This window comes from Streptomyces sp. NPDC031210 (genome assembly GCF_055570395.1).
Genome location: NZ_JBVIHH010000011.1, coordinates 58,790 through 77,724 on the forward strand (window position 1 = coordinate 58,790; position 18,935 = coordinate 77,724).

Annotated in this window: 20 protein-coding genes; 15 read left to right on the plus strand and 5 right to left on the minus strand. The window is 72.9% G+C overall.

Annotation, left to right across the window (positions count from 1 at the left end; genetic code table 11):
• Positions 1-56: 56 nt before the first annotated feature.
• Genes ACZ45Z_RS20850 through ACZ45Z_RS20860 form a run of 3 tightly spaced genes read left to right on the plus strand, consistent with a single transcriptional unit; the run spans position 57 to position 1,190 of the window.
• Positions 57-326, plus strand: a complete 270-nt coding sequence (locus tag ACZ45Z_RS20850; protein ID WP_468364330.1) for a hypothetical protein — start codon at positions 57-59, stop codon at positions 324-326.
• Positions 319-603, plus strand: a complete 285-nt coding sequence (locus tag ACZ45Z_RS20855) for an SH3-like domain-containing protein (RefSeq protein WP_468364332.1) — start codon at positions 319-321, stop codon at positions 601-603. Before ACZ45Z_RS20850 ends, ACZ45Z_RS20855 begins: the two co-directional genes overlap by 8 nt.
• Positions 600-1,190, plus strand: coding sequence for a nitrile hydratase subunit alpha (locus tag ACZ45Z_RS20860; RefSeq protein ID WP_468364335.1), 591 nt, complete (start codon positions 600-602; stop codon positions 1,188-1,190). The genes ACZ45Z_RS20855 and ACZ45Z_RS20860 overlap by 4 nt, the downstream gene beginning before the upstream one ends.
• A 1-nt stretch (position 1,191) precedes the next feature.
• Here ACZ45Z_RS20860 and ACZ45Z_RS20865 read toward each other — a convergent pair whose 3' ends face one another.
• From ACZ45Z_RS20865 to ACZ45Z_RS20875, 3 genes are read right to left on the minus strand one after another with little or no spacing between them, the layout of a single operon-like run.
• Positions 1,192-1,935 (minus strand): succinate dehydrogenase/fumarate reductase iron-sulfur subunit, encoded by a 744-nt coding sequence (locus tag ACZ45Z_RS20865; protein WP_468364338.1) that lies wholly within the window; start codon positions 1,933-1,935, stop codon positions 1,192-1,194.
• Positions 1,932-3,890 carry a fumarate reductase/succinate dehydrogenase flavoprotein subunit gene (locus ACZ45Z_RS20870; protein WP_468364341.1) on the minus strand — a complete coding sequence of 653 codons (1,959 nt, stop codon included), beginning with the start codon at positions 3,888-3,890 and terminating at the stop codon, positions 1,932-1,934. Before ACZ45Z_RS20870 ends, ACZ45Z_RS20865 begins: the two co-directional genes overlap by 4 nt.
• A 1-nt stretch (position 3,891) precedes the next feature.
• The gene (locus ACZ45Z_RS20875; protein ID WP_468364344.1) at positions 3,892-4,638 is read right to left on the minus strand and encodes a succinate dehydrogenase cytochrome b subunit; all 747 of its coding nucleotides are present in this window, start codon (positions 4,636-4,638) and stop codon (positions 3,892-3,894) included.
• A gap of 96 nt (positions 4,639-4,734) precedes the next feature.
• On the opposite strand from ACZ45Z_RS20875, the gene ACZ45Z_RS20880 reads away from it, so the two are divergent.
• Positions 4,735-5,625, plus strand: coding sequence for a LysR family transcriptional regulator (locus ACZ45Z_RS20880; protein ID WP_468364347.1), 891 nt, complete (start codon positions 4,735-4,737; stop codon positions 5,623-5,625).
• A gap of 37 nt (positions 5,626-5,662) precedes the next feature.
• Here ACZ45Z_RS20880 and ACZ45Z_RS20885 read toward each other — a convergent pair whose 3' ends face one another.
• Positions 5,663-6,295 carry a TIGR03085 family metal-binding protein gene (locus ACZ45Z_RS20885; protein WP_468364350.1) on the minus strand — a complete coding sequence of 211 codons (633 nt, stop codon included), beginning with the start codon at positions 6,293-6,295 and terminating at the stop codon, positions 5,663-5,665.
• A gap of 142 nt (positions 6,296-6,437) precedes the next feature.
• Here ACZ45Z_RS20885 and hisI point away from each other — a divergent pair, with 142 nt between their 5' ends.
• The 10 genes from hisI to lgt all read left to right on the plus strand — a co-directional run bounded on the left by hisI (position 6,438) and on the right by lgt (position 15,991).
• Positions 6,438-6,830 (plus strand): phosphoribosyl-AMP cyclohydrolase, encoded by a 393-nt coding sequence (hisI, locus tag ACZ45Z_RS20890; protein ID WP_468364353.1) that lies wholly within the window; start codon positions 6,438-6,440, stop codon positions 6,828-6,830.
• Positions 6,831-6,841: 11 nt separating this feature from the next.
• Entirely contained in the window at positions 6,842-8,407 is a 1,566-nt protein-coding gene (locus tag ACZ45Z_RS20895) for an anthranilate synthase component I (RefSeq protein ID WP_468364356.1), read from the plus strand.
• A gap of 70 nt (positions 8,408-8,477) precedes the next feature.
• On the plus strand, positions 8,478-9,143 hold the full coding sequence (locus ACZ45Z_RS20900; protein ID WP_468364359.1) for a TIGR02234 family membrane protein: 666 nt from the start codon (positions 8,478-8,480) through the stop codon (positions 9,141-9,143).
• Between the two features lie 83 nt (positions 9,144-9,226).
• Positions 9,227-9,475: an HGxxPAAW family protein gene (locus ACZ45Z_RS20905; RefSeq protein ID WP_468364362.1), complete on the plus strand. Its 249-nt coding sequence runs from the start codon at positions 9,227-9,229 to the stop codon at positions 9,473-9,475.
• Between the two features lie 193 nt (positions 9,476-9,668).
• Entirely contained in the window at positions 9,669-10,199 is a 531-nt protein-coding gene (locus tag ACZ45Z_RS20910) for a DUF2752 domain-containing protein (RefSeq protein ID WP_468364365.1), read from the plus strand.
• Positions 10,200-10,440: 241 nt separating this feature from the next.
• Positions 10,441-11,250, plus strand: a complete 810-nt coding sequence (trpC, locus tag ACZ45Z_RS20915; RefSeq protein WP_468364368.1) for an indole-3-glycerol phosphate synthase TrpC — start codon at positions 10,441-10,443, stop codon at positions 11,248-11,250.
• Positions 11,251-11,703: 453 nt separating this feature from the next.
• Positions 11,704-12,960, plus strand: coding sequence for a tryptophan synthase subunit beta (gene trpB / locus ACZ45Z_RS20920; protein WP_468364371.1), 1,257 nt, complete (start codon positions 11,704-11,706; stop codon positions 12,958-12,960).
• A complete protein-coding gene (trpA, locus tag ACZ45Z_RS20925; RefSeq protein WP_468364374.1) occupies positions 12,960-13,778 on the plus strand; it encodes a tryptophan synthase subunit alpha in 819 nt (272 codons plus the stop codon). Before trpB ends, trpA begins: the two co-directional genes overlap by 1 nt.
• Positions 13,779-13,899: 121 nt before the next feature.
• On the plus strand, positions 13,900-14,709 hold the full coding sequence (locus tag ACZ45Z_RS20930) for a DsbA family protein (protein ID WP_468364377.1): 810 nt from the start codon (positions 13,900-13,902) through the stop codon (positions 14,707-14,709).
• Between the two features lie 118 nt (positions 14,710-14,827).
• Positions 14,828-15,991: a prolipoprotein diacylglyceryl transferase gene (lgt, locus tag ACZ45Z_RS20935; RefSeq protein ID WP_468364379.1), complete on the plus strand. Its 1,164-nt coding sequence runs from the start codon at positions 14,828-14,830 to the stop codon at positions 15,989-15,991.
• Between the two features lie 118 nt (positions 15,992-16,109).
• Here lgt and ACZ45Z_RS20940 read toward each other — a convergent pair whose 3' ends face one another.
• On the minus strand, positions 16,110-17,336 hold the full coding sequence (locus ACZ45Z_RS20940) for an ADP-ribosylglycohydrolase family protein (RefSeq protein WP_468364382.1): 1,227 nt from the start codon (positions 17,334-17,336) through the stop codon (positions 16,110-16,112).
• Between the two features lie 687 nt (positions 17,337-18,023).
• On the opposite strand from ACZ45Z_RS20940, the gene ACZ45Z_RS20945 reads away from it, so the two are divergent.
• On the plus strand, positions 18,024-18,755 hold the full coding sequence (locus tag ACZ45Z_RS20945; protein ID WP_468364810.1) for a VIT1/CCC1 transporter family protein: 732 nt from the start codon (positions 18,024-18,026) through the stop codon (positions 18,753-18,755).
• The last annotated feature ends 180 nt before the right edge of the window (positions 18,756-18,935 follow it).

The window sequence follows — 18,935 nt, forward strand, 5'->3', positions numbered from 1 at the left end:
CGGCGCGTCCCGCCCGGTCCTGTCCCGCGCCACCCCGCGCCTCGTAGGATCCGCCCATGAGCCGTGTCAACGACGTGGGTGGCCAGAGCGGATTCGGGGCGCTGGAGATCGAGGCGGACGAACCGCCGTTCCACGCGGACTGGGAGGCGCGGGTCTTCGCGCTGAACTCCGCGCTGGTGCGCGAGGGCGTCTACAGCCTCGACGAGTTCCGGGACACCGTCGAGCGGATGGAACCGGGGCGGTATCTGGCGACGCCGTACTACGAGCGGTGGCTGCTGGCGATCGAGACGCTGCTGCGGGAGCGGAAGGTCCTCGGCGATGACTGAGTTCCGGGCCGGGGACCGGGTACGGGTACGGGCCACCGATCCGGCGGGCCACACCCGGGCGCCGCGCTATGTGCGCGGGCACACCGGACGGGTCGTGGAGGCGCAGGGCAGTTGGGCGCTGGCCGACGAGATCGCGGCGGGCGCCGCCCAGCCACGGGTGGAGCCCGTTTATACCGTGGCCTTCGCCGCGCGCGACCTGTGGGGCGAGGGCGATCACGAGGTCACCGTCGACCTGTGGGAGTCGTACATCGAGCGGGCACGGAAGGACGAGGGATGAGCGGCGAGCACACCTCCGCGCCGGTCGCGGCGCGGGTCAGGCGGCTGGAGGAACGGCTGATCGAGGCCGGCGTGATCTCACAGGCGCGGCTGGACGCGGCGCTGACCGGGCTGCTCAAGGGCGCCGCGCCGGTCAACGGAGCCCGCATCGCGGCCCGCGCGTGGGTCGACGCGGACTTCCGCGCCCGGCTGCTGGCCGACGCGAACGCCGCACTGCCCGAGGTCGGCCTGTCGATGGCCGGCGGCATCAAGGAACAGCGCCTGAAGGTCGTCGAGAACACCGCGACGACCCACAACGTCCTCGTGTGCACCCTGTGCTCGTGCTATCCGGTGGGGCTGCTCGGCCCCTCCCCGTCCTGGTACAAGAGCGAGGCGTACCGCTCGCGGGTGGTACGCGAACCGCGCGCCGTACTCGCCGAGTTCGGGCTGGAGCTGCCGGCGGACACCACCTTGCGGGTGTGGGACTCCAGCGCCGAGAGCCGCTATATGGTCCTGCCGCGGCGGCCCGACGGCACCGGGCACCTGAGCGAGGCGGAACTGACCGCGCTCGTCACCCGGGAAGGGCTCATCGGGACCGCCGCGGTGTGACTCAGCGGCCCTTGCGGGCGGCCCGCACGAACTCGCGGTTCATCGTGGCGATGCTGAACAGCGGAATGCCCTTGGGGCACGCCGTCGCGCACTCACCGGTGTTCGTGCAGCCGCCGAACCCCTCGGCGTCCATCCGACCGACCATGTCCAGCACCCGGCTCTCGCGTTCCGGCGCGCCCTGCGGCAGGGAGTTGAGGTGGACGACCTTGGCGGCGGTGAACAGCATCGCCGAGCCGTTGGGGCAGGCCGCCACGCACGCGCCGCAGCCGATGCACTCGGCGTGCTCGAAGGCGGTGTCGGCGACCGGCTTGGGCACGGCCGTGGCGTGCGCCTCGGGCGCGGCGCCGGTCGGTGCGGTGATGTAACCGCCGGCCTGGATGACGCGGTCGAACGCGGAACGGTCGACCACCAGGTCCCTGACGACGGGGAAGGCGGCGGCCCGCCACGGCTCCACGTCGATGGTGTCGCCGTCCTGGAAGGACCGCATGTGGAGCTGGCAGGTGGTGGTGCGCTCGGGGCCGTGCGCGTCACCGTTGATGACCAGGCTGCACGCGCCGCAGATCCCCTCGCGGCAGTCATGGTCGAAGGCGACCGGATCGTCGCCCGCCAGGATCAGCCCTTCATTGAGGGTGTCGAGCATCTCCAGGAACGACATGTCGGGGGAGACGCCGTCCACCTCGTACGTGGACATCGCGCCGTCGGCGTCGGCGCTCTTCTGGCGCCAGACGCGCAGGGTGAGCTTCATGCGTAGCTCCGCTGGGTGGGGTGGACGTACTCGAAGACCAGGTCTTCCTTGTGCAGGACGGGGGGCCGGCCGGCGGGGGTGAATTCCCAGGCGGCGGCGTAGGAGAACTCCTCGTCGCGGCGGGCCGCCTCACCGTCGGGGGTCTGCGACTCCTCGCGGAAGTGGCCGCCGCACGATTCCGCGCGGTGCAGCGCGTCGAGGCACATCAGCTCGGCGAGCTCCAGATAGTCGACGACGCGGTTGGCCTTCTCCAGCGACTGGTTGAACTCCTCGCCGACTCCCGGCACCTTGACGCGCCGCCAGAATTCCTCGCGAATCCGCGGAATGCGCTCCAGCGCCTTGCGCAGCCCGGCCTCCGTGCGGGCCATTCCGCAGTATTCCCACATGAGTTCGCCGATCTCGCGGTGAAAGGAGTCCGGCGTACGGTCACCGTCGACGGCCAGCAGTTGCGCCAGCCGCGCCGTGGTCTCGCCGACCGCGGCCACGGCCGCCGGGTGGGCGGCGTCCACATCGTCGGTGAGGGGATTGCGGGCGAGATAGTCGTTGACGGTGGCCGGCAGTACGAAATAGCCGTCGGCCAGCCCCTGCATCAGCGCCGAGGCGCCGAGCCGGTTCGCGCCGTGATCGGAGAAATTGGCCTCGCCGATCGCGAACAGTCCCGGAACGGTGGTCTGGAGGTCGTAGTCGACCCACAGCCCGCCCATCGTGTAGTGCACGGCGGGATAGATCCGCATCGGCACCTCGTACGGATTCTCCGCGGTGATCCGCTCGTACATCTCGAAGAGGTTGCCGTACTTCTCCTCGACCTTGGCCCGGCCCATCCGTCCGATGGCGTCCGCGAAGTCCAGATAGACGCCCTGCCCGCCCGGGCCCACCCCGCGTCCCTCGTCGCAGACGTTCTTCGCCGCCCGGGAGGCGATGTCCCGCGGTACGAGATTCCCGAACGCCGGATAGATCCGCTCCAGGTAGTAGTCGCGCTCGCCCTCGGGGATCCGCTCCGGCGGCCGCCGGTCACCCTTCGCCTTCGGCACCCAGATCCGGCCGTCGTTGCGCAGCGACTCGCTCATCAGCGTCAGCTTCGACTGGTGCTCACCGGTCCGCGGAATGCACGTCGGATGGATCTGCGTGAAGCAGGGATTCGCGAAGTACGCGCCCCGCCGGTGCGCCCGCCAGATCGCCGTCGCATTGGAGTTCATGGCGTTGGTCGACAGGTAGAAGACATTTCCGTAGCCGCCGCTCGCCAGCACCACCGCGTCCGCGAAGTACGTCTCGATCCGGCCCGTGACCAGATCCCGGGCCACGATTCCCCGGGCCCGTCCGTCCACCACGATCAGATCGAGCATCTCGGTCCGCGCGTGCAGCCGCACATTCCCCGCCGCGATCTGCCGGGACAGCGCCTGATAGGCGCCCAGCAGCAACTGCTGCCCCGTCTGGCCCCGTGCGTAGAACGTCCGGGACACCTGCACACCGCCGAACGACCGGGTGTCGAGCAGACCGCCGTACTCCCGCGCGAACGGCACCCCCTGCGCCACGCACTGGTCGATGATCTCCACCGAGATCTGCGCCAGCCGGTGCACGTTGGACTCCCGCGCCCGGAAGTCGCCGCCCTTGACCGTGTCGTAGAACAACCGGTGAACGCTGTCCCCGTCGTTGCGGTAGTTCTTCGCCGCGTTGATACCGCCCTGCGCCGCGATCGAATGCGCCCGGCGCGGCGAGTCCTGGTAGCAGAACTGCTCGACGCGGTAGCCCTGTTCGGCGAGCGTCGCGCCCGCCGCGCCGCCGGCCAGTCCGGTGCCGACGACGATGACGGTGTGCCGCCGCCGGTTGGCGGGGTTGACCAGTTGCGCCTCGAAACGGCGCCGGTCCCATCGCTCGGCGATCGGCCCGCCGGGAGCCGCGGTGTCGGCGACGGGCGCGCCCGTCACGAATCCGCCCGTCATGGATCCGCTCTGCATGTCAGCTCACTACTCCGGTCGTCACGGACAGGGGAACGGCGAGGAAACCCGCGGTCAGCAGGGCCGCGAGGCCATTGGCCAGCCCTTTGAGCAGCCGGTCGCGGCCGGGCCGGTTGGCGCCCAGCGTCTGCGCGGCACTCCAGAAGCCGTGCCGGATGTGCAGCCCCAGGGCGAGCATCGCCACGCCGTAGACGGCGTTGCCGTACCAGGTGGAGAAGGTGGCGAGGACGTTCTCGTACGGGTGGCCGGCCTCGGCGCGCGGGTTCACCGTCAGCGTCGTCAGGTCCAGCAGATGCCAGACGAGGAACAGCCCGAGGATCACCCCGCCCCAGCGCATCGTCCGCGTCGCGTAGCTCACCCGGCGCCGGGGGAGGCGCGGCGTGAGGCGCCCCGGCCGGGGTCCGGACGACGGGCGGACGTACTTGACCGGCCGGGCGGCGAGGTCCCGGCGGCTCAGTTGCCAGGCGGCCACCGCGTGCGTGACGACGGCGGCGACCAGCACCACCCGCGCGATCCACAGGAACCACTCATGGTGCAGGAACGGCTCGCCGATCGTGCGCAGCCAGGCGGCGTATCCGTTGAATTCCGCCGGCCCGAAGAAGATCTTGAGGTTGCCCAGCATATGGACGACCAGATACAGCAGCATCACGATGCCGCTGACGGCCATCGCCGTCTTCTTGCCGACGGTCGAGCGCCACAGAAGGCCCGCGAAGGACGGCCGTCGATCCGTCCGAGTGTCCAGTGCCATGGGCCCTGACGTTAGGGACCGGCCACCGGATCAGTCCAAGACATGCACCGGCTCATATCCATAGCCAACGCCTATCGTCCGCCTAGGATGCCGCCCATGCAGCTCCAGCAGCTCCGCTACTTCACGGCCGTCGCCGACACCCGCCACTTCACCCGCGCCGCCGAACGCGAACACGTGGCCCAGCCCTCCCTATCTCAGCAAATCCGTTCCCTGGAACGGGAGTTGGGCGCCGAACTCTTCCACCGCGCCCGCGGCCACATCACCCTCACCGACGCCGGGGAGACCCTCCTGCCGCTGGCCCGCCGCATCCTCGCCGACACCGAGACCGCCCGCCGCGAAGTCCAGGAGGTCGCCCAGCTCCGCCGCGGCCGGCTCCGCCTCGGCGCCCCGCCCAGCCTCTGCGCCAGCCTTGTGCCCGACGTACTGAGCGCCTTCCACGCCGCCTACCCCGGCGTCGACCTGATCGTGAACGAGGACGGCTCCCAGGACCTCGTCCGCGCCCTCGCCGACGGCCAGCTCGACCTGGCCCTGATCATCACGCCCCTGCCCGTCCAGGCCCCCGCCCTCGCCACCTCCGACCTGCTGCGCGAAGAGCTCGTCGTGGTCTCCGCCCCCGACCGCCCCGCCCCCGTGGGCCGCCGCGCCCGCATCCGCGTCGAAGACCTCCGCGGCCGCCCCCTGGCGATGTTCCGGCGCGGCTACGACCTGCGCGAATTCACCACCGCCGCCTGCCGCGCGGCGGGCTTCGACCCCACCTTCACCGTGGAGGGCGGCGAGATGGACGCCGTCCTGGGCTTCGTCCGCGCGGGCCTGGGCCTCGCCGTCGTCCCCAGCATGGTCGCCGAACGCTCCGGCCTGACCATCACCCGCTTCGCCACCCCCGGCATGCACCGCGTCATCTCCGTCGCCCACCGCGCCGACGTCTCCCCACCCCGGGCCGCCCGCGAACTGGAACGCATCCTGAGAGCCCACCTGGGGGAGCCGTAGGCCCGGCGCGGGGGCGACCCCGCGCCCGAGCGCCCCGTCACACCCCCAGTTTCGCGGTCATCACAAGGTCGATCGCGTCCTTCTCGCCCTCCGCCGCGATGTCCGCCACCGCCTGCCGCCCGTACGCGAACATCGTCAGCTCACCCGGCTCGCCGACGACCGTCACGACCGGCGTGCCCCGCCGGGCCACCGCCGTCCGCCCGTCGGGCCGCCGCAGCACCAGACCCACCGGCGACTTCCGCCCCAGCACCCGCGCGATCTTCTCCAGCCGGGACCACAGTGCGTCCGCGAACACCGGGTCCAGCTCCCGCCGCGCCCAGTCCGGCTGCGCCCGCCGCACGTCCTCGGAGTGGATGTAGAACTCCACGGTGTTGGATGCCTCGTCGATCTGCTTCAGCGCGAACGGCGACAACCGGGGCGGCCCGGACCGGATGAGCTGGAGCAGTTCCTCGTACGGCTTGCTCACGTACTCCGCCTGCACCCGCTCCAGCCGCGCGGCCAGCGGCTTGATGACGATGCCGGACGCGGCGTCGGGGCGCCGCTCACGCACCACGATGTGCGCGGCGAGTTCCCGCGCCGTCCAGTTCCCGCAGAGCGTCGGTGCCTCGGGGCCCGCGCTCTCCAACAGGTCGGCGAACAGCAGCCGTTCACGCTTCGCATGGGTCGACATGCGGCCCAGCCTACGACGGGCCCCCGCCCCCTGCCACGACGCCGCGCCACACCGGCCCCGCGCCCCGCGGAGCCACACCCGGCCGACCCGAACCCCACCCGCCCCGGCATGCCGGCGGAACACCGCACGGCACAATGGAGCCATGAGCAGCCGCGCCCCCCTCCCGGACACCACCCCGCCCGCCCTGGACCCCGCCCTCGCGGCCCGCCTCAAGCGCGGCCCCGACGGCCTGGTCCCCGCCATCGCCCAGCAGTACGACACCGGCGAGGTACTGATGCTGGGCTGGATGGACGACGAGGCGCTGCGCCGCACGCTCACCACCGGCCGCTGCACGTACTGGTCCCGCAGCCGCCAGGAGTACTGGGTCAAGGGCGACACCTCCGGCCACGTCCAGCACGTCAAGTCCGTGGCCCTGGACTGCGACGGCGACACCGTCCTGGTGAAGGTCGACCAGGTCGGCGCCGCCTGCCACACCGGCGACCGCACCTGCTTCGACGCCGATGTGCTGGCCCCCGCGCCGGCCCCCGGACAGTAGGCTCCGCTGTCATGACCACGGGAACCACCGGCACCGCCCATCCGGACCTCGACACCTTCCGCACCCTCGCCAAGGACCGGCGGGTCATCCCCGTCACCCGTCGGCTGCTCGCGGACGGCGACACCCCCGTGGGCCTCTACCGCAAACTCGCGGCCGAGCGCCCCGGCACCTTCCTCCTGGAGTCCGCCGAGAACGGCCGGACGTGGTCGCGCTACTCCTTCATCGGCGTACGCAGCGCGGCGACCCTGACCACCCGCGACGGCCAGGCGCACTGGCTGGGCACCCCGCCCGTCGGCGTGCCCACCGAGGGCGACCCGCTCGCCGTCCTGCGCGCGACCGTCGAGGCGCTGCACACCCCCCGGGACCTCATCGAGGGCGAGGGCCTGCCGCCGTTCACCGGCGGCATGGTCGGCTACCTCGGCTACGACATCGTGCGCCGCCTGGAGAAGATCGGCGAGCAGACCGCCGACGACCTCCGGCTGCCCGAACTGACGATGCTGCTCACCTCCGATCTGGCGGTCCTGGACCACTGGAACGGCACGGTCCTGCTGATCGCCAACGCCATCAACCACAACGCCCTCGAAACCGGGCTGGACGAGGCGTACGCCGACGCCGTGGCCCGGCTGGACGCCATGGCCGACGACCTGGCCCGCCCCGCGCAGGCCAGTGCCGCGGCCCTCCCGCCGTCCGAGGTGCCCGCGTACACCGCGGAATGGGGCGGCGCCGCCTACCAGGAGGCCGTCGAGGACATCAAGGAGCGCATCCGCGCGGGCGAGGCGTTCCAGGTGGTGCCCTCCCAGCGGTTCGAAACCCCGTGCACGGCAAGCGCGTTGGACGTCTACCGCGTGCTGCGCGCCACGAACCCCAGCCCGTACATGTACCTCTTCCGCTTCGACGGAGGCGACGGCGAGGGCGGCGGCGCGCACTTCGACGTGGTCGGCTCCAGCCCCGAGGCGCTGGTCAAGGTCGAGGCCGGCCGCGCGATGCTGCATCCCATCGCCGGCACCCGCCCGCGCGGCGCGACCGTCCAGGAGGACCAGGCGCTCGCGGACGAGCTGATGGCCGACCCCAAGGAGCGCGCCGAGCACCTGATGCTCGTCGACCTGGGGCGCAACGACCTGGGCCGGGTGTGCGAGCCCGGCAGCGTCGAGGTCGTCGACTTCATGTCCGTGGAGCGATACAGCCACGTCATGCACATCGTCTCCACGGTCACCGGCCGGGTCGCCGCCGACCGCACCGCCTTCGACGTGCTCACCGCCTGCTTCCCCGCCGGCACCCTCTCCGGCGCGCCCAAGCCGCGCGCCATGCAGATCATCGAGGAGCTGGAGCCGACCCGGCGCGGCCTGTACGGCGGCTGCGTCGGCTACCTCGACTTCGCCGGCGACTCCGACACCGCCATCGCGATCCGCACCGCCCTGCTGCGGGACGGCACGGCCTACGTCCAAGCGGGCGCCGGCGTCGTCGCCGACTCCGACCCGGTCGCCGAGGACACCGAGTGCCGCAACAAGGCGGCCGCGGTGCTGCGGGCCGTGAACACCGCGAACAGGCTGGAGAAGGCCGGCCCGACCGGCCTGTGAGGGGGCGGCGGTCCCGGGCCGCGCACCCCCGCCCGCCGGGCCGCGTCGCGCCGTACGCGATAGTGGAGAGGTGAGCGCCGAACCCCAGCCCCGTACCGACCCCGAGCCCCCGGGCGCGCCCGAGCCCACGCCGGAGAAGGCCGCGCGCGGCGCGAGGCGCAGCCTGGCGCTCGCGCTGCTGGCCGGCGCGGCCGGCGCGAGCCTCGCGCTGCTGTCCTCCGGCCGTACCTGGGCGGAGGGCACCGCGCTCCTGGCTCAGGGCGCCCTGCCGCGCAGCGTGACCGGCAGCGATGTGACGGGCGTGCCCGGCGCGCTCGCCGTCGTCGGCCTCGCCGCGCTGGTCGCCGTCTTCGCGGTGCGCCGGGCCGGCCGGGTGGCGGTCGCCGCCCTGCTCGCCCTCAGCGGCCTGGGCATCGTCGTCGCCTCGGTCCTCGGCCGGTCCGACACCGCCGCGCTGCGCGAGAAGGCGGCCACCGCGGTCGGTCTGAGCGGAACCGATGTGCATCACGTCACGCACACCCTGTGGCCGTGGGTGGCCGCGGCCGGCGGCCTGCTGCTGCTGGTCGCCGGGCTCCTCGCACTGCTGCACGGCCGCTACTGGCCCGCGATGTCGGGCCGTTACGACCGCGCGCCGGGCGGCGCCCGCGGCTCCCGCCGCGCCGCCGCGCCCCCGGACCTGGACCGTCCCGAGGAGATCTGGAAGTCCCTGGACCGCGGCGAGGACCCGACCCGGTAACGGGGCCCCCTCCGGCATCGGTGACAATGGACGACGAGGATCACGCGCCCGGACCCGGCGCGATGGAGCAACGAGGAGCTTTCATGTCGAGCAGTGGCCACGGACACACCCCCGCCGCCTGGACCGGCGTCATCATCTCGTTCATCGGCTTCTGTGTCGCCGGCGCCTTCATAGTGATGGCGAACGTCGCCGGTTTCTGGGCGGGCATGGTCCTGATCGGCCTCGGTGCCGTGGTCGGTGGCCTCATGCGCATGGCGGGCCTGGGCTCGGTCCCCAAGGCCGCCTCCTCGCCGGCGCGTGCCAAGGCGACCGCGCAGCCGCAGGAGGGCTGACCTCCGCGACCCGTGTGGCGCCGGGGCCCGGCGCCACCGCGGCACCACTTCCCGAAGGCGCCGCTTCCCGGCCCGTACGCACCGGGCGTGCCCTGCCCCCGCGCTCCCGGCGTATGGTCCCGGCCGTCCGTGCCCGCCCCGTACGGCGGCCGAGAAGCTGCGCCTTCGCGCGCGCGGCGGAACAATCGGGGCCGTGAGCGAACCCGCGGCCCCGACCCGAGCACCGGCCCCGCCGCCGGCCCGCCCCGGCGCCCCGCCGGCCGCCGGCCCGCACCCCCCGCCGCTCACTCCCTGGCGGCCCCGGCTCCCCGAGGCCCCCCGGCGCGGCCCGCTCCGCCGCCTCCTGCCTCCCCTGGCCACCCTCGCGGCCGTCACCGCCGCCTTCGCCTACGTCGGCGCCGTCGATCCCCACGAGCCCGGCCACTACCCCCTGTGCCCGCTGCCGCGCCTGACCGGCCTGTACTGCCCGGCCTGCGGCGCACTGCGCGGCGCGCACGCCCTGGCACACGGCGACCTCCCGGCGGCGCTGAGCGCGAACGCCCTGGCGATGGCCGGCTACGCCGTCCTCGCCGTCCTGTGGATCCGCTGGCTGGTCCGGGCGGTACGCGGCCGCCGCACGCCCGGCCCGCGCCCGGCGGCCGCTCACTGGTGGGCGCTGGCCGGGCTGACGCTGGCCTTCACGCTGGTGCGCAATCTTCCCTTCGGCAGTGGCCTGGCCCCGTGACCGGCCCGCCGCGCGATCCCGCCGCACCCCGCCGAAAACCGTGTCCGGACCTTCCCCGAGCCCCCGGATACGGAGGTTTCCGCAGGTCGAAACCGCGTACCGGCGTCCAGGTAATGGGACCGTTCACAACCGGATGCGGGACCTTCGCCCCCTGGCGGATACCATCGGAGAGCCTGCTGGGACGGCTTGTCGTCTCATGGGCCACTGTCCACCTCCACCGTTCAAGAAGGAGGCCGCTCGCGTGAGCGTGCTCGACGAGATCATCGACGGAGTCCGCGCCGACCTCGCCGAGCGGCAGGCGCGTGTGGGCCTCGACGAGCTCAAGGAGCGGGCGCACAAGGCCCGCCCGGCCAAGGACGGTGTGGCGGCCCTCAAGGGCGACAGCGTCACGGTGATCTGCGAGGTGAAGCGCTCCAGCCCCTCCAAGGGCGCACTCGCCGCGATCGCCGATCCCGCCGGGCTCGCCGCCGACTACGAAGCGGGCGGCGCGGCGGTCATCTCCGTCCTCACCGAGCAGCGCCGGTTCGGCGGCTCCCTGGCCGACCTCGAAGCGGTCCGCGCCCGGGTCGACATCCCCGTGCTGCGCAAGGACTTCATCGTCACCGCCTACCAGTTGTGGGAGGCCCGGGCCTACGGCGCCGACCTCGCGCTGCTGATCGTCGCCGCGCTGGACCAGGAGGCGCTGGTCTCGCTCATCGAGCGGGCCCAGTCGATCGGGCTGACGCCGCTGGTCGAGGTGCACGACGAGGAAGAGGCCGCCCGCGCGGTGGACGCCGGCGCCCGGATCATCGGCGTCAACGCCCGCAACCTCAAGACCCTCGAGGTCGACCGCGGCAACTTCGCCCGGATCGCCCCCGAGATCCCCGACCACATCGTCAAGATCGCCGAGTCCGGGGTGCGCGGGCCGCACGACCTGATCGCGTACGCCAACGACGGCGCGGACGCCGTCCTGGTCGGCGAGTCGCTGGTCACCGGCAAGGACCCCAAGACGGCCGTCGCCGACCTGGTCGCCGCGGGCTCGCACCCGGCGATCCGCCACGGCCGGTCCTGAAAGGCCACGGCAGCGACATGACCGCCACCGGCATCCGCATCCGCCGCCCGGCCCGGGAACTCCACCCGGGTCCGGTCGGCGCGCGCGGTGCGGCGGAGGCGGTCCGTGTCCTCCCTCCGGCGACGGGCCGCGGTTTCCCGCGTGTCGCCCCTCGCCGCCCCGAACCCAAGCGCAGCGCGCTGCCGCCCTGGCACCGTGGCTGCCGCGCGCCCGCGCGACGCGTCCACGGGCGCCGGGTCAGGTATCACATCGGCTCGGAGCCGGGACAGATCAACGGCATGCGATGGCGACCGGGGTCCGCGCGCTGACGCGTCGGCCCCGTGCCGGCGCAGGGCTGCCGTGTAGGACACGGCTTGAAGCGACACGCTTCCCCCCGCGCGCCCCCTCCCGCATGCCTCTATCCCGACATATCCGGACTTCCGGGGCGACTGCCCCGGTCTAGGAGTGCGTCAGATGTCCTCCGAGTTCTTCGTTCCCGACCCCGAGGGTCTGGTCCCCAGCCCCCAGGGCTACTTCGGCGCCTTCGGCGGCAAGTTCATCCCCGAGGCGCTGGTCGCCGCGGTCGACGAGGTCGCCGCCGAGTACGAGAAGGCGAAGGCGGACCCCGCCTTCGCCGCCGAGCTCAACGACCTCATGGTCAACTACACCGGGCGCCCCAGCGCGCTCACCGAGGTGCCGCGGTTCGCCGAACACGCCGGCGGCGCCCGGGTGTTCCTCAAGCGCGAGGACCTCAACCACACCGGCTCACACAAGATCAACAACGTGCTGGGCCAGGCGCTGCTCACCAAGCGGATGGGCAAGACCCGCGTCATCGCCGAGACCGGCGCCGGCCAACACGGCGTCGCCACCGCCACCGCCTGCGCCCTCTTCGGCCTCGAATGCGTCATCTACATGGGCGAGGTCGACACCCAGCGGCAGGCGCTCAACGTCGCCCGGATGCGGATGCTCGGCGCCGAGGTCGTCTCGGTCACCTCCGGCAGCCGCACCCTCAAGGACGCCATCAACGAGGCGTTCCGCGACTGGGTCGCCAACGTCGACCGCACCCACTACCTCTTCGGCACGGTCGCCGGCCCCCACCCCTTCCCGGCGCTGGTACGCGACTTCCACCGCGTCATCGGCGTCGAGGCGCGCCGCCAGATCCTGGAGCGCGCCGGACGGCTGCCCGACGCCGCCGTGGCCTGCGTCGGCGGCGGCTCCAACGCCATCGGCCTCTTCCACGCCTTCCTGCCCGACGCCCAGGTCCGCCTCGTCGGCTGCGAGCCCGGCGGACACGGCGTCGCGACCGGCGAGCACGCCGCCACCCTCACCGAGGGCACCCCCGGCATCCTGCACGGCTCGCGCAGCTACGTCCTCCAGGACGAGGACGGCCAGATCACCGAGCCGTACTCCATCTCCGCCGGCCTGGACTACCCCGGCATCGGCCCCGAGCACGCCTACCTCAAGGACGCCGGCCGCGCCGAGTACCGCGCGGTCACCGACGACGACGCGATGCGGGCGCTGCGGCTGCTGTCGCGGACCGAGGGCATCATCCCGGCGATCGAGAGCGCGCACGCGCTGGCCGGCGCGCTGGAGCTGGGCCGCGAGCTGGGCCCCGAGGGGCTGCTGCTGGTGAACCTCTCCGGCCGTGGCGACAAGGACATGGACACCGCCGCCCGCTACTTCGGGCTGTACGACGACGCGCGCAACGACGACAGCCAGGGGGAGAAGTGATGGCGGGCAACGTGGAACTGCTCAACGAGGTCCTGGCCGCGGCACGGGCGGAGAACCGCGCCGCGCTCGTCGGCTACCTCCCGGCCGGCTTCCCCACCGTCGACGGCGGCATCCAGGCGATGACCGCGATGCTGGACGGCGGCTGCGACGTCGTCGAGGTCGGGCTGCCGCACAGCGACCCGGTCCTGGACGGGCCGGTCATCCAGACCGCCGACGACATCGCGCTGCGCGGCGGCGTGAAGATCACCGATGTGATCCGCACGGTCGGGGAGGTGCACACCGCCAGCGGCGCTCCGGTGCTGTGCATGACGTACTGGAACCCCGTCGACCGCTACGGCGTCGAGCGGTTCGCGGCCGACCTGGCCGCGGCGGGCGGTGCCGGCTGCATCCTGCCCGACCTGCCGGTCGAGGAGTCCGAGGTGTGGCGCAAGGCCGCCGAGCAGCACGGCCTGGCCACCGTCTTCGTGGTCGCGCCGAGCAGCCGGGACGACCGGCTCGCCAAGATCACCGCGGCGGGCAGCGGCTTCGTCTACGCCGCGTCCCTGATGGGGGTCACCGGCACCCGCGAGTCGGTCGGCCGCGAGGCGCAGGACCTGGTGGAGCGCACCCGCGCCACCACCGACCTGCCGGTCTGCGTCGGCCTCGGCGTCTCCAACCCGGTGCAGGCCGCCGAGGTCGCCCAGTTCGCCGACGGAGTGATCGTCGGCTCGGCGTTCGTCAAGCGCCTGCTGGAGGCGGACGGCGACCTGGAGGCCGGTCTCGCCGGCGTCCGCGCCCTGGCGGGCGAGCTGGCCGAGGGCGTGCGCAAGCGCGTGTGAGGCGTCCGGAGGCGCCGCCCGCGCGGGCACGCGTGTGCGGGCCCGGTGGAGCTGTCCTCCGATAGGGCGAACATCGGTGCGGAGGGGTGCGAGGGCACCCCTCCGCTTCGTTTCCAGGGATGTGAGCCAGAAAAACCAAGACGGACAGAGCAGCGCCCGCGAGCGGCTGCAGGCACAGCGTGAGAAGGAGAAGGCGCGCGCCCGGCGCGGCCGCCAGGCGATCGTCGCCGGGTCGGTCGTGGCGGTGCTGGCGCTCGCCGGCGGCATCGCCGTCTGGGCGGCGGCCAGTGGCGGGGACGGCGGCGGCAGCCAGAAGATGGCCCTGCCCAAGGCGGCGAGCGGCGGCGACAAACCCGCCGTCCCGGTGGGCGCCGGCAGCGCGCCGTCCACCCTCGCGATCTGGGAGGACTTCCGCTGCCCCGCCTGCCGGCAGTTCGAGACCGGCTTCCGCTCGGTCATCCACGAACTGGAGGACTCCGGCCAGCTCAAGACCGAATACCACCTCGCCACGCTCATCGACGGCAACATGGGCGGCAAGGGCTCCCTCAACGCCGCCAACGCGGCGCTCTGCGCCCAGGACGCGGGCAGGTTCCGCGAGTACCACGACACCCTCTACTCCCACCAGCCGCCCGAGCCGCAGGACAAGTTCGCCGACAAGCAGTACCTCCTCCAACTCGCGGGCAAGGTCAAGGGCCTGGTGAGCGACTCCTTCACCGCCTGCGTCAACAACGGCACCTACGACGGCTTCGTCGCCAAGTCCAACGAAGCCTTCGCCGCCTCCGGGTACGGCGGCACGCCGACCATCCTGCTCAACGGCCAGAACCTGGCGAAGGTCAAGGGCGGCCAGGTCACCCCCGCGGTCCTCAAGAAGATGGTCCGGGACGCCAACAAGGGGAAGCGGCCGGGAAAGCCGGCCCCGGCGGCGTCCTAGCCGCTCCCGGGCACGGGGGCGGACACGCAGCGTCACGGAGCGGGCGCGGGGTCGTTACGCAGCCGTAGCCGGGTGGGTTGTCGCCGACCCCGCCCGGCGCGGTAGCGTCGACCCTGCCATGGACCTCGCATTCATTCCCAGCCCGTCGACCGGTGTCGTCTATCTCGGCCCGGTCCCGCTGCGCGGCTACGCGTTCTGCATCATCATCGGCGTCTTCATCGGCGTCTGGCTCGGCAACAAGCGCTGGGTTCAGCGCGGTGGCCGCTCCGGAACCGTCGCGGACATCGCCGTATGGGCCGTGCCCTTCGGGCTCGTCGGTGGACGCCTCTACCACGTCATCACGACGTACGAGCCGTACTTCGGCAAGGACGGCCATCCGCTCGACGCACTCAAGGTGTGGGAGGGCGGCCTCGGCATCTGGGGCGCGGTCGCGCTCGGCGCGGTGGGCGCCTGGATCGGCTGCCGCCGGCGCGGCATCCCGCTCCCCGCGTACGCCGACGCCCTCGCGCCCGGCCTCGCCTTCGGACAGGCCATCGGCCGCTGGGGCAACTGGTTCAACCAGGAGCTCTACGGCCGCGCCACGGACGTGCCCTGGGCGCTGAAGATCGACTCCGACCCGGACATCGGCCGGGTCGGCGGCACCTACCACCCGACGTTCCTGTACGAGTGCCTGTGGTGCATCGGCGTCGCCCTGCTGGTCATGTGGGCCGACAAGCGCTTCCGCATGGGCCACGGCCGGGTCTTCGCGCTCTACGTCGCCGCCTACTGCGCGGGTCGCGCCTGGATCGAGTACATGCGCGTCGACGAGGCGCACCACATCCTCGGCCTGCGGCTGAACGTGTGGACCTCGATCATCGTCTTCGTCTGCGCCGTCGCCTACCTGCTGATCTCCGCCAAGAAGGTCCCGGGCCGCGAGGCGGTCGTGGAGCCGGGTGCGCAGGCGGGCGCGGTGGCGGCCGCCGACGCGGACCGTGCGTACGCCGACGCGGAGAGCGCCGAGAGGGACGCGGCCGGGAAGGTGTCGTTCGACAAGGCCGCGGTCGGCGAGTCCGATGCGGCGAAGGAGACCGCCGGGGCCGTGGAGGCCGAAGGGGCGAAGGAGGCCACGGAGGCTGAGGAGGCCGCCGAGACCGGTGAGGCCGCTGAAGCCGCTGAGGCCGCGCCCGGGATCTCCGAGGCCGCCGGCGAGCCGGTCGCCGAGGCCGAGGCCGACGCCGACCCGTCCGCTCCCGCCGACGACTCCGCCAAGCCCGCCGGAAGCGGCGGCGCCAAGAAGTCCTGACCCACCGCGCGCCACCCGTCGCGGTGACGCGCCACCCGTCGAAGAGCGCCGGGAGACTCGCTGACACCGAGCCTCCCGGCGCTTTCCTCTTCGCTGCCGGTTCTCCTCCGGCGGGTCCTCATCCCGCCGCGGTGAGGGCCGCGAACGCGTCCGTGTGCGCCTGATGGCGGGCGGCGTCGCGATGGAAGATCTCCCGGGTGACGCCCGCCAGCGCCGTCGCGGGGGCCCGCAGATCGAGGCGGCTGGCCCGCGCGACCTCGCCGCTCCACTCCTCCGGAACGGCCCGAGCGCCGTGCAGCGCGCCGGCGAGCGCGCCGCTCATCGTGGCGATCGAATCGCAGTCCCGCCCGTAGTTGACCGAACCGAGCACCGTATGCCGGTAGTCGCCGCCGCCGACGACCAACATGCCCAGGGTGACGGGGAGTTCCTCCACGGAATGCAGGCGGGACGGGCGCCGGGCGCCCAAGGACGGGTTGTGGTAGTCCGGGCCGACGGTGTCGAACGGGGTGACGGCCGCGCGCAGCGGCGCCAGCGCCGACTCGTAGTCGGTGTGCCGCGCGGCCGTTTCGCAGACCTCCTCGATCGCCGCCCGGGTACCGTCCTTGGCGAGCCGCAGCGCGTGACCGACGACCGAGTCGACGGTGGCGTCCGGCGCGCAGGCGGCGGCGACGGCCGCGGCGAAGACACCGGCCGCCTCGCGCCCGTACGAGGACTGGTGGGTGGCCGCGATGTCCAGCGCCTCGGCGTAGGCCCGGTCGGGATGACCGGCGTTGACGACGCCGACCGGCGCCATGTACATCGCCGCCCCGCAGTTGACGATGTTCCCGACGCCCGCCTCCCTGGGGTCGACATGCCCGTAGTGCAGCCGGGTGACGATCCACTTCTCCGCGAGAAAGATCCGCTGAAGCGGCAGCGCCTCGGTCTCCAGCTCCGGGATCCAGCGCGGGGTCCCGATCAGGTCCGGCACGAGGTGGTCGGCGATGTCGTAGGCGTCGAGGTGATCGCGGACCGTCTCGTAGACCCGTACGAGCGCGTGCGTCATCAGGGTGTCGTCGGTGACGTGCCCGTCGCCCTTGTGGTACGGCGTGAGCGGCCGGGCGGTGCGCCAGTCGGGGTGGAACGGCCCGACGATGCCCGTCACGCGCCCGCCGTGCCGCGCCACGATCTGCTCCGGCGTCCAGCCCTCCACCGGCCCGCCCAGCGCGTCGCCGACGGCGGCACCGACCAGGCAGCCGGTCGCCCGGTCCTCCAGGGCCGACCCGGTGCCGGCGGACGGGGCGGGCGCGAGTGCCTCCGTGGACGGCGCGGCCGGGTTCTCCGGCGACCTGGGTGCCGTGTACGTCATGAGCGGGGGCGCCCTTCCAGGGGTCGCGCGACGGCCGTGCAGGTGGCGGTCGGCCCGGTGGGCCCGGCCGGCCCGACCGGACCGCCGGGTCCGACGGGCCTGACCGGTCCGCCCGGCACACCGGTCTCGTCCGGTCCCACCGGCTTCATCGGTCCCACCGGTCCTACAGGTCCCCCCGGCCCGACCGGCCCGTCGGGTCCCACCGGCCCGACCGGGCCCCCGGGCTCGCCCGGCGTGCTCCGGGTGCGCGGCGCGCCGGTCGCGTCCGGCCGGTCCGGGCGCTCCGACGGGGAGTCCGGCGCGTCAGCGGCCGGGGGTGGCGGTGTGCTCATGGTCGGTGCCCTTCTGTCATGCGGGTGGGCCGCCGGTCCGGCCGGGCGGACCGCTGCCTGGTGTATCCGTGCCACGCGGCGGCCCCGCTCTCCTGCGTCGCGCGGCACGGTCACCCGGTCGCCCCCTGGAGCCGGACGCCGCGGCGCCCGGAAGAGTCCCCGGTAGCCGCCGAAGCGGGCATGTGATCCAGATCTCACCACGACCTTTCCCGTAAAACCGCAGGTCAGCGCGGTAAGTACGGCCTTCCTTGCTAGCGGTGAGGGGTGATTCGCGCATAGCTTCGAGGTGTTGGAGGGGGAAGTGCCGCCATCGGCCCACACCTCGCTGAAGGGAGTAGGTCCCGATATGTCGGTCATGGAGATCATGGATGCCGCGGCGCCGACGCACGCCGCCCACCGCGACAATCACACCCACCGCGATGTGAACGGCGGCTGGCTGCGTCCCGCGGTCTTCGGCGCCATGGACGGGCTGGTCTCGAACCTCGCGCTGATGACGGGCGTCGCGGGCGGCTCCGTATCGCAGCAGACGATCATCATCACGGGTCTCGCGGGTCTGGCCGCCGGTGCCTTCTCGATGGCCGCGGGGGAGTACACCTCGGTCGCCTCGCAGCGCGAGCTGGTCCTCGCCGAGCTGGACGTCGAGCGGGCCCAGTTGCGCAAGCACCCCCAGGACGAGCAGGAGGAGCTGGCCGCGCTCTACCGGTCGCGCGGGGTGGAGCCCGCGCTGGCCCGGAAGGTGGCCGAGCAGCTCTCGAAGGACCCCGAGCAGGCGCTGGAAATCCACGCCCGCGAGGAATTGGGAATTGACCCCTCGGACCTTCCTTCTCCCGCCGTAGCCGCCATTTCCTCCTTCGGATCGTTTGCTCTCGGCGCCCTGTTGCCTGTTCTTCCCTACCTTCTGGGGGCCTCCGCGCTGTGGCCCGCGGTGCTGCTCGCGCTGCTGGGTCTGTTCGGTTGCGGGGCGGTCGTGGCGCGGGTGACGGCGCGCTCGTGGTGGTTCAGCGGATTGCGCCAACTGGCCCTGGGCGGCGCCGCCGCAGGTGTGACGTACGCCCTGGGAGCATTGTTCGGAACCGTCGTAGGGTGACGTGTCATACGGGTGGCCGCATAATTAACGCGTTACCCAGCGGTTTCGTTTTGTTGAAGGCGGGGCATAAGGCCCAGGCGCGTCCGGGGCAATGTCGCCTGCCGAACGCCGCTGTCGGGACGGCTGGTTTCCGTCCGCGTCCTTGATTACCGCCGTGCGCGGTGTCCGCATGTTGGAAGG

Excerpts from the sequence above, each read along its gene's own strand:
- ACZ45Z_RS20850 (WP_468364330.1), top strand. The coding sequence starts at position 57 with ATGAGCCGTGTCAACGACGTGGGTGGCCAGAGCGGATTCGGGGCGCTG.
- ACZ45Z_RS20855 (WP_468364332.1), top strand. The coding sequence starts at position 319 with ATGACTGAGTTCCGGGCCGGGGACCGGGTACGGGTACGGGCCACCGAT.
- ACZ45Z_RS20860 (WP_468364335.1), top strand. The coding sequence starts at position 600 with ATGAGCGGCGAGCACACCTCCGCGCCGGTCGCGGCGCGGGTCAGGCGG.
- ACZ45Z_RS20865 (WP_468364338.1), bottom strand. The coding sequence starts at position 1,935 with ATGAAGCTCACCCTGCGCGTCTGGCGCCAGAAGAGCGCCGACGCCGAC.
- ACZ45Z_RS20870 (WP_468364341.1), bottom strand. The coding sequence starts at position 3,890 with ATGCAGAGCGGATCCATGACGGGCGGATTCGTGACGGGCGCGCCCGTC.
- ACZ45Z_RS20875 (WP_468364344.1), bottom strand. The coding sequence starts at position 4,638 with ATGGCACTGGACACTCGGACGGATCGACGGCCGTCCTTCGCGGGCCTT.
- ACZ45Z_RS20880 (WP_468364347.1), top strand. The coding sequence starts at position 4,735 with ATGCAGCTCCAGCAGCTCCGCTACTTCACGGCCGTCGCCGACACCCGC.
- ACZ45Z_RS20885 (WP_468364350.1), bottom strand. The coding sequence starts at position 6,295 with ATGTCGACCCATGCGAAGCGTGAACGGCTGCTGTTCGCCGACCTGTTG.
- hisI (WP_468364353.1), top strand. The coding sequence starts at position 6,438 with ATGAGCAGCCGCGCCCCCCTCCCGGACACCACCCCGCCCGCCCTGGAC.
- ACZ45Z_RS20895 (WP_468364356.1), top strand. The coding sequence starts at position 6,842 with ATGACCACGGGAACCACCGGCACCGCCCATCCGGACCTCGACACCTTC.
- ACZ45Z_RS20905 (WP_468364362.1), top strand. The coding sequence starts at position 9,227 with ATGTCGAGCAGTGGCCACGGACACACCCCCGCCGCCTGGACCGGCGTC.
- trpB (WP_468364371.1), top strand. The coding sequence starts at position 11,704 with ATGTCCTCCGAGTTCTTCGTTCCCGACCCCGAGGGTCTGGTCCCCAGC.
- trpA (WP_468364374.1), top strand. The coding sequence starts at position 12,960 with ATGGCGGGCAACGTGGAACTGCTCAACGAGGTCCTGGCCGCGGCACGG.
- lgt (WP_468364379.1), top strand. The coding sequence starts at position 14,828 with ATGGACCTCGCATTCATTCCCAGCCCGTCGACCGGTGTCGTCTATCTC.
- ACZ45Z_RS20940 (WP_468364382.1), bottom strand. The coding sequence starts at position 17,336 with ATGACGTACACGGCACCCAGGTCGCCGGAGAACCCGGCCGCGCCGTCC.
- ACZ45Z_RS20945 (WP_468364810.1), top strand. The coding sequence starts at position 18,024 with ATGGAGATCATGGATGCCGCGGCGCCGACGCACGCCGCCCACCGCGAC.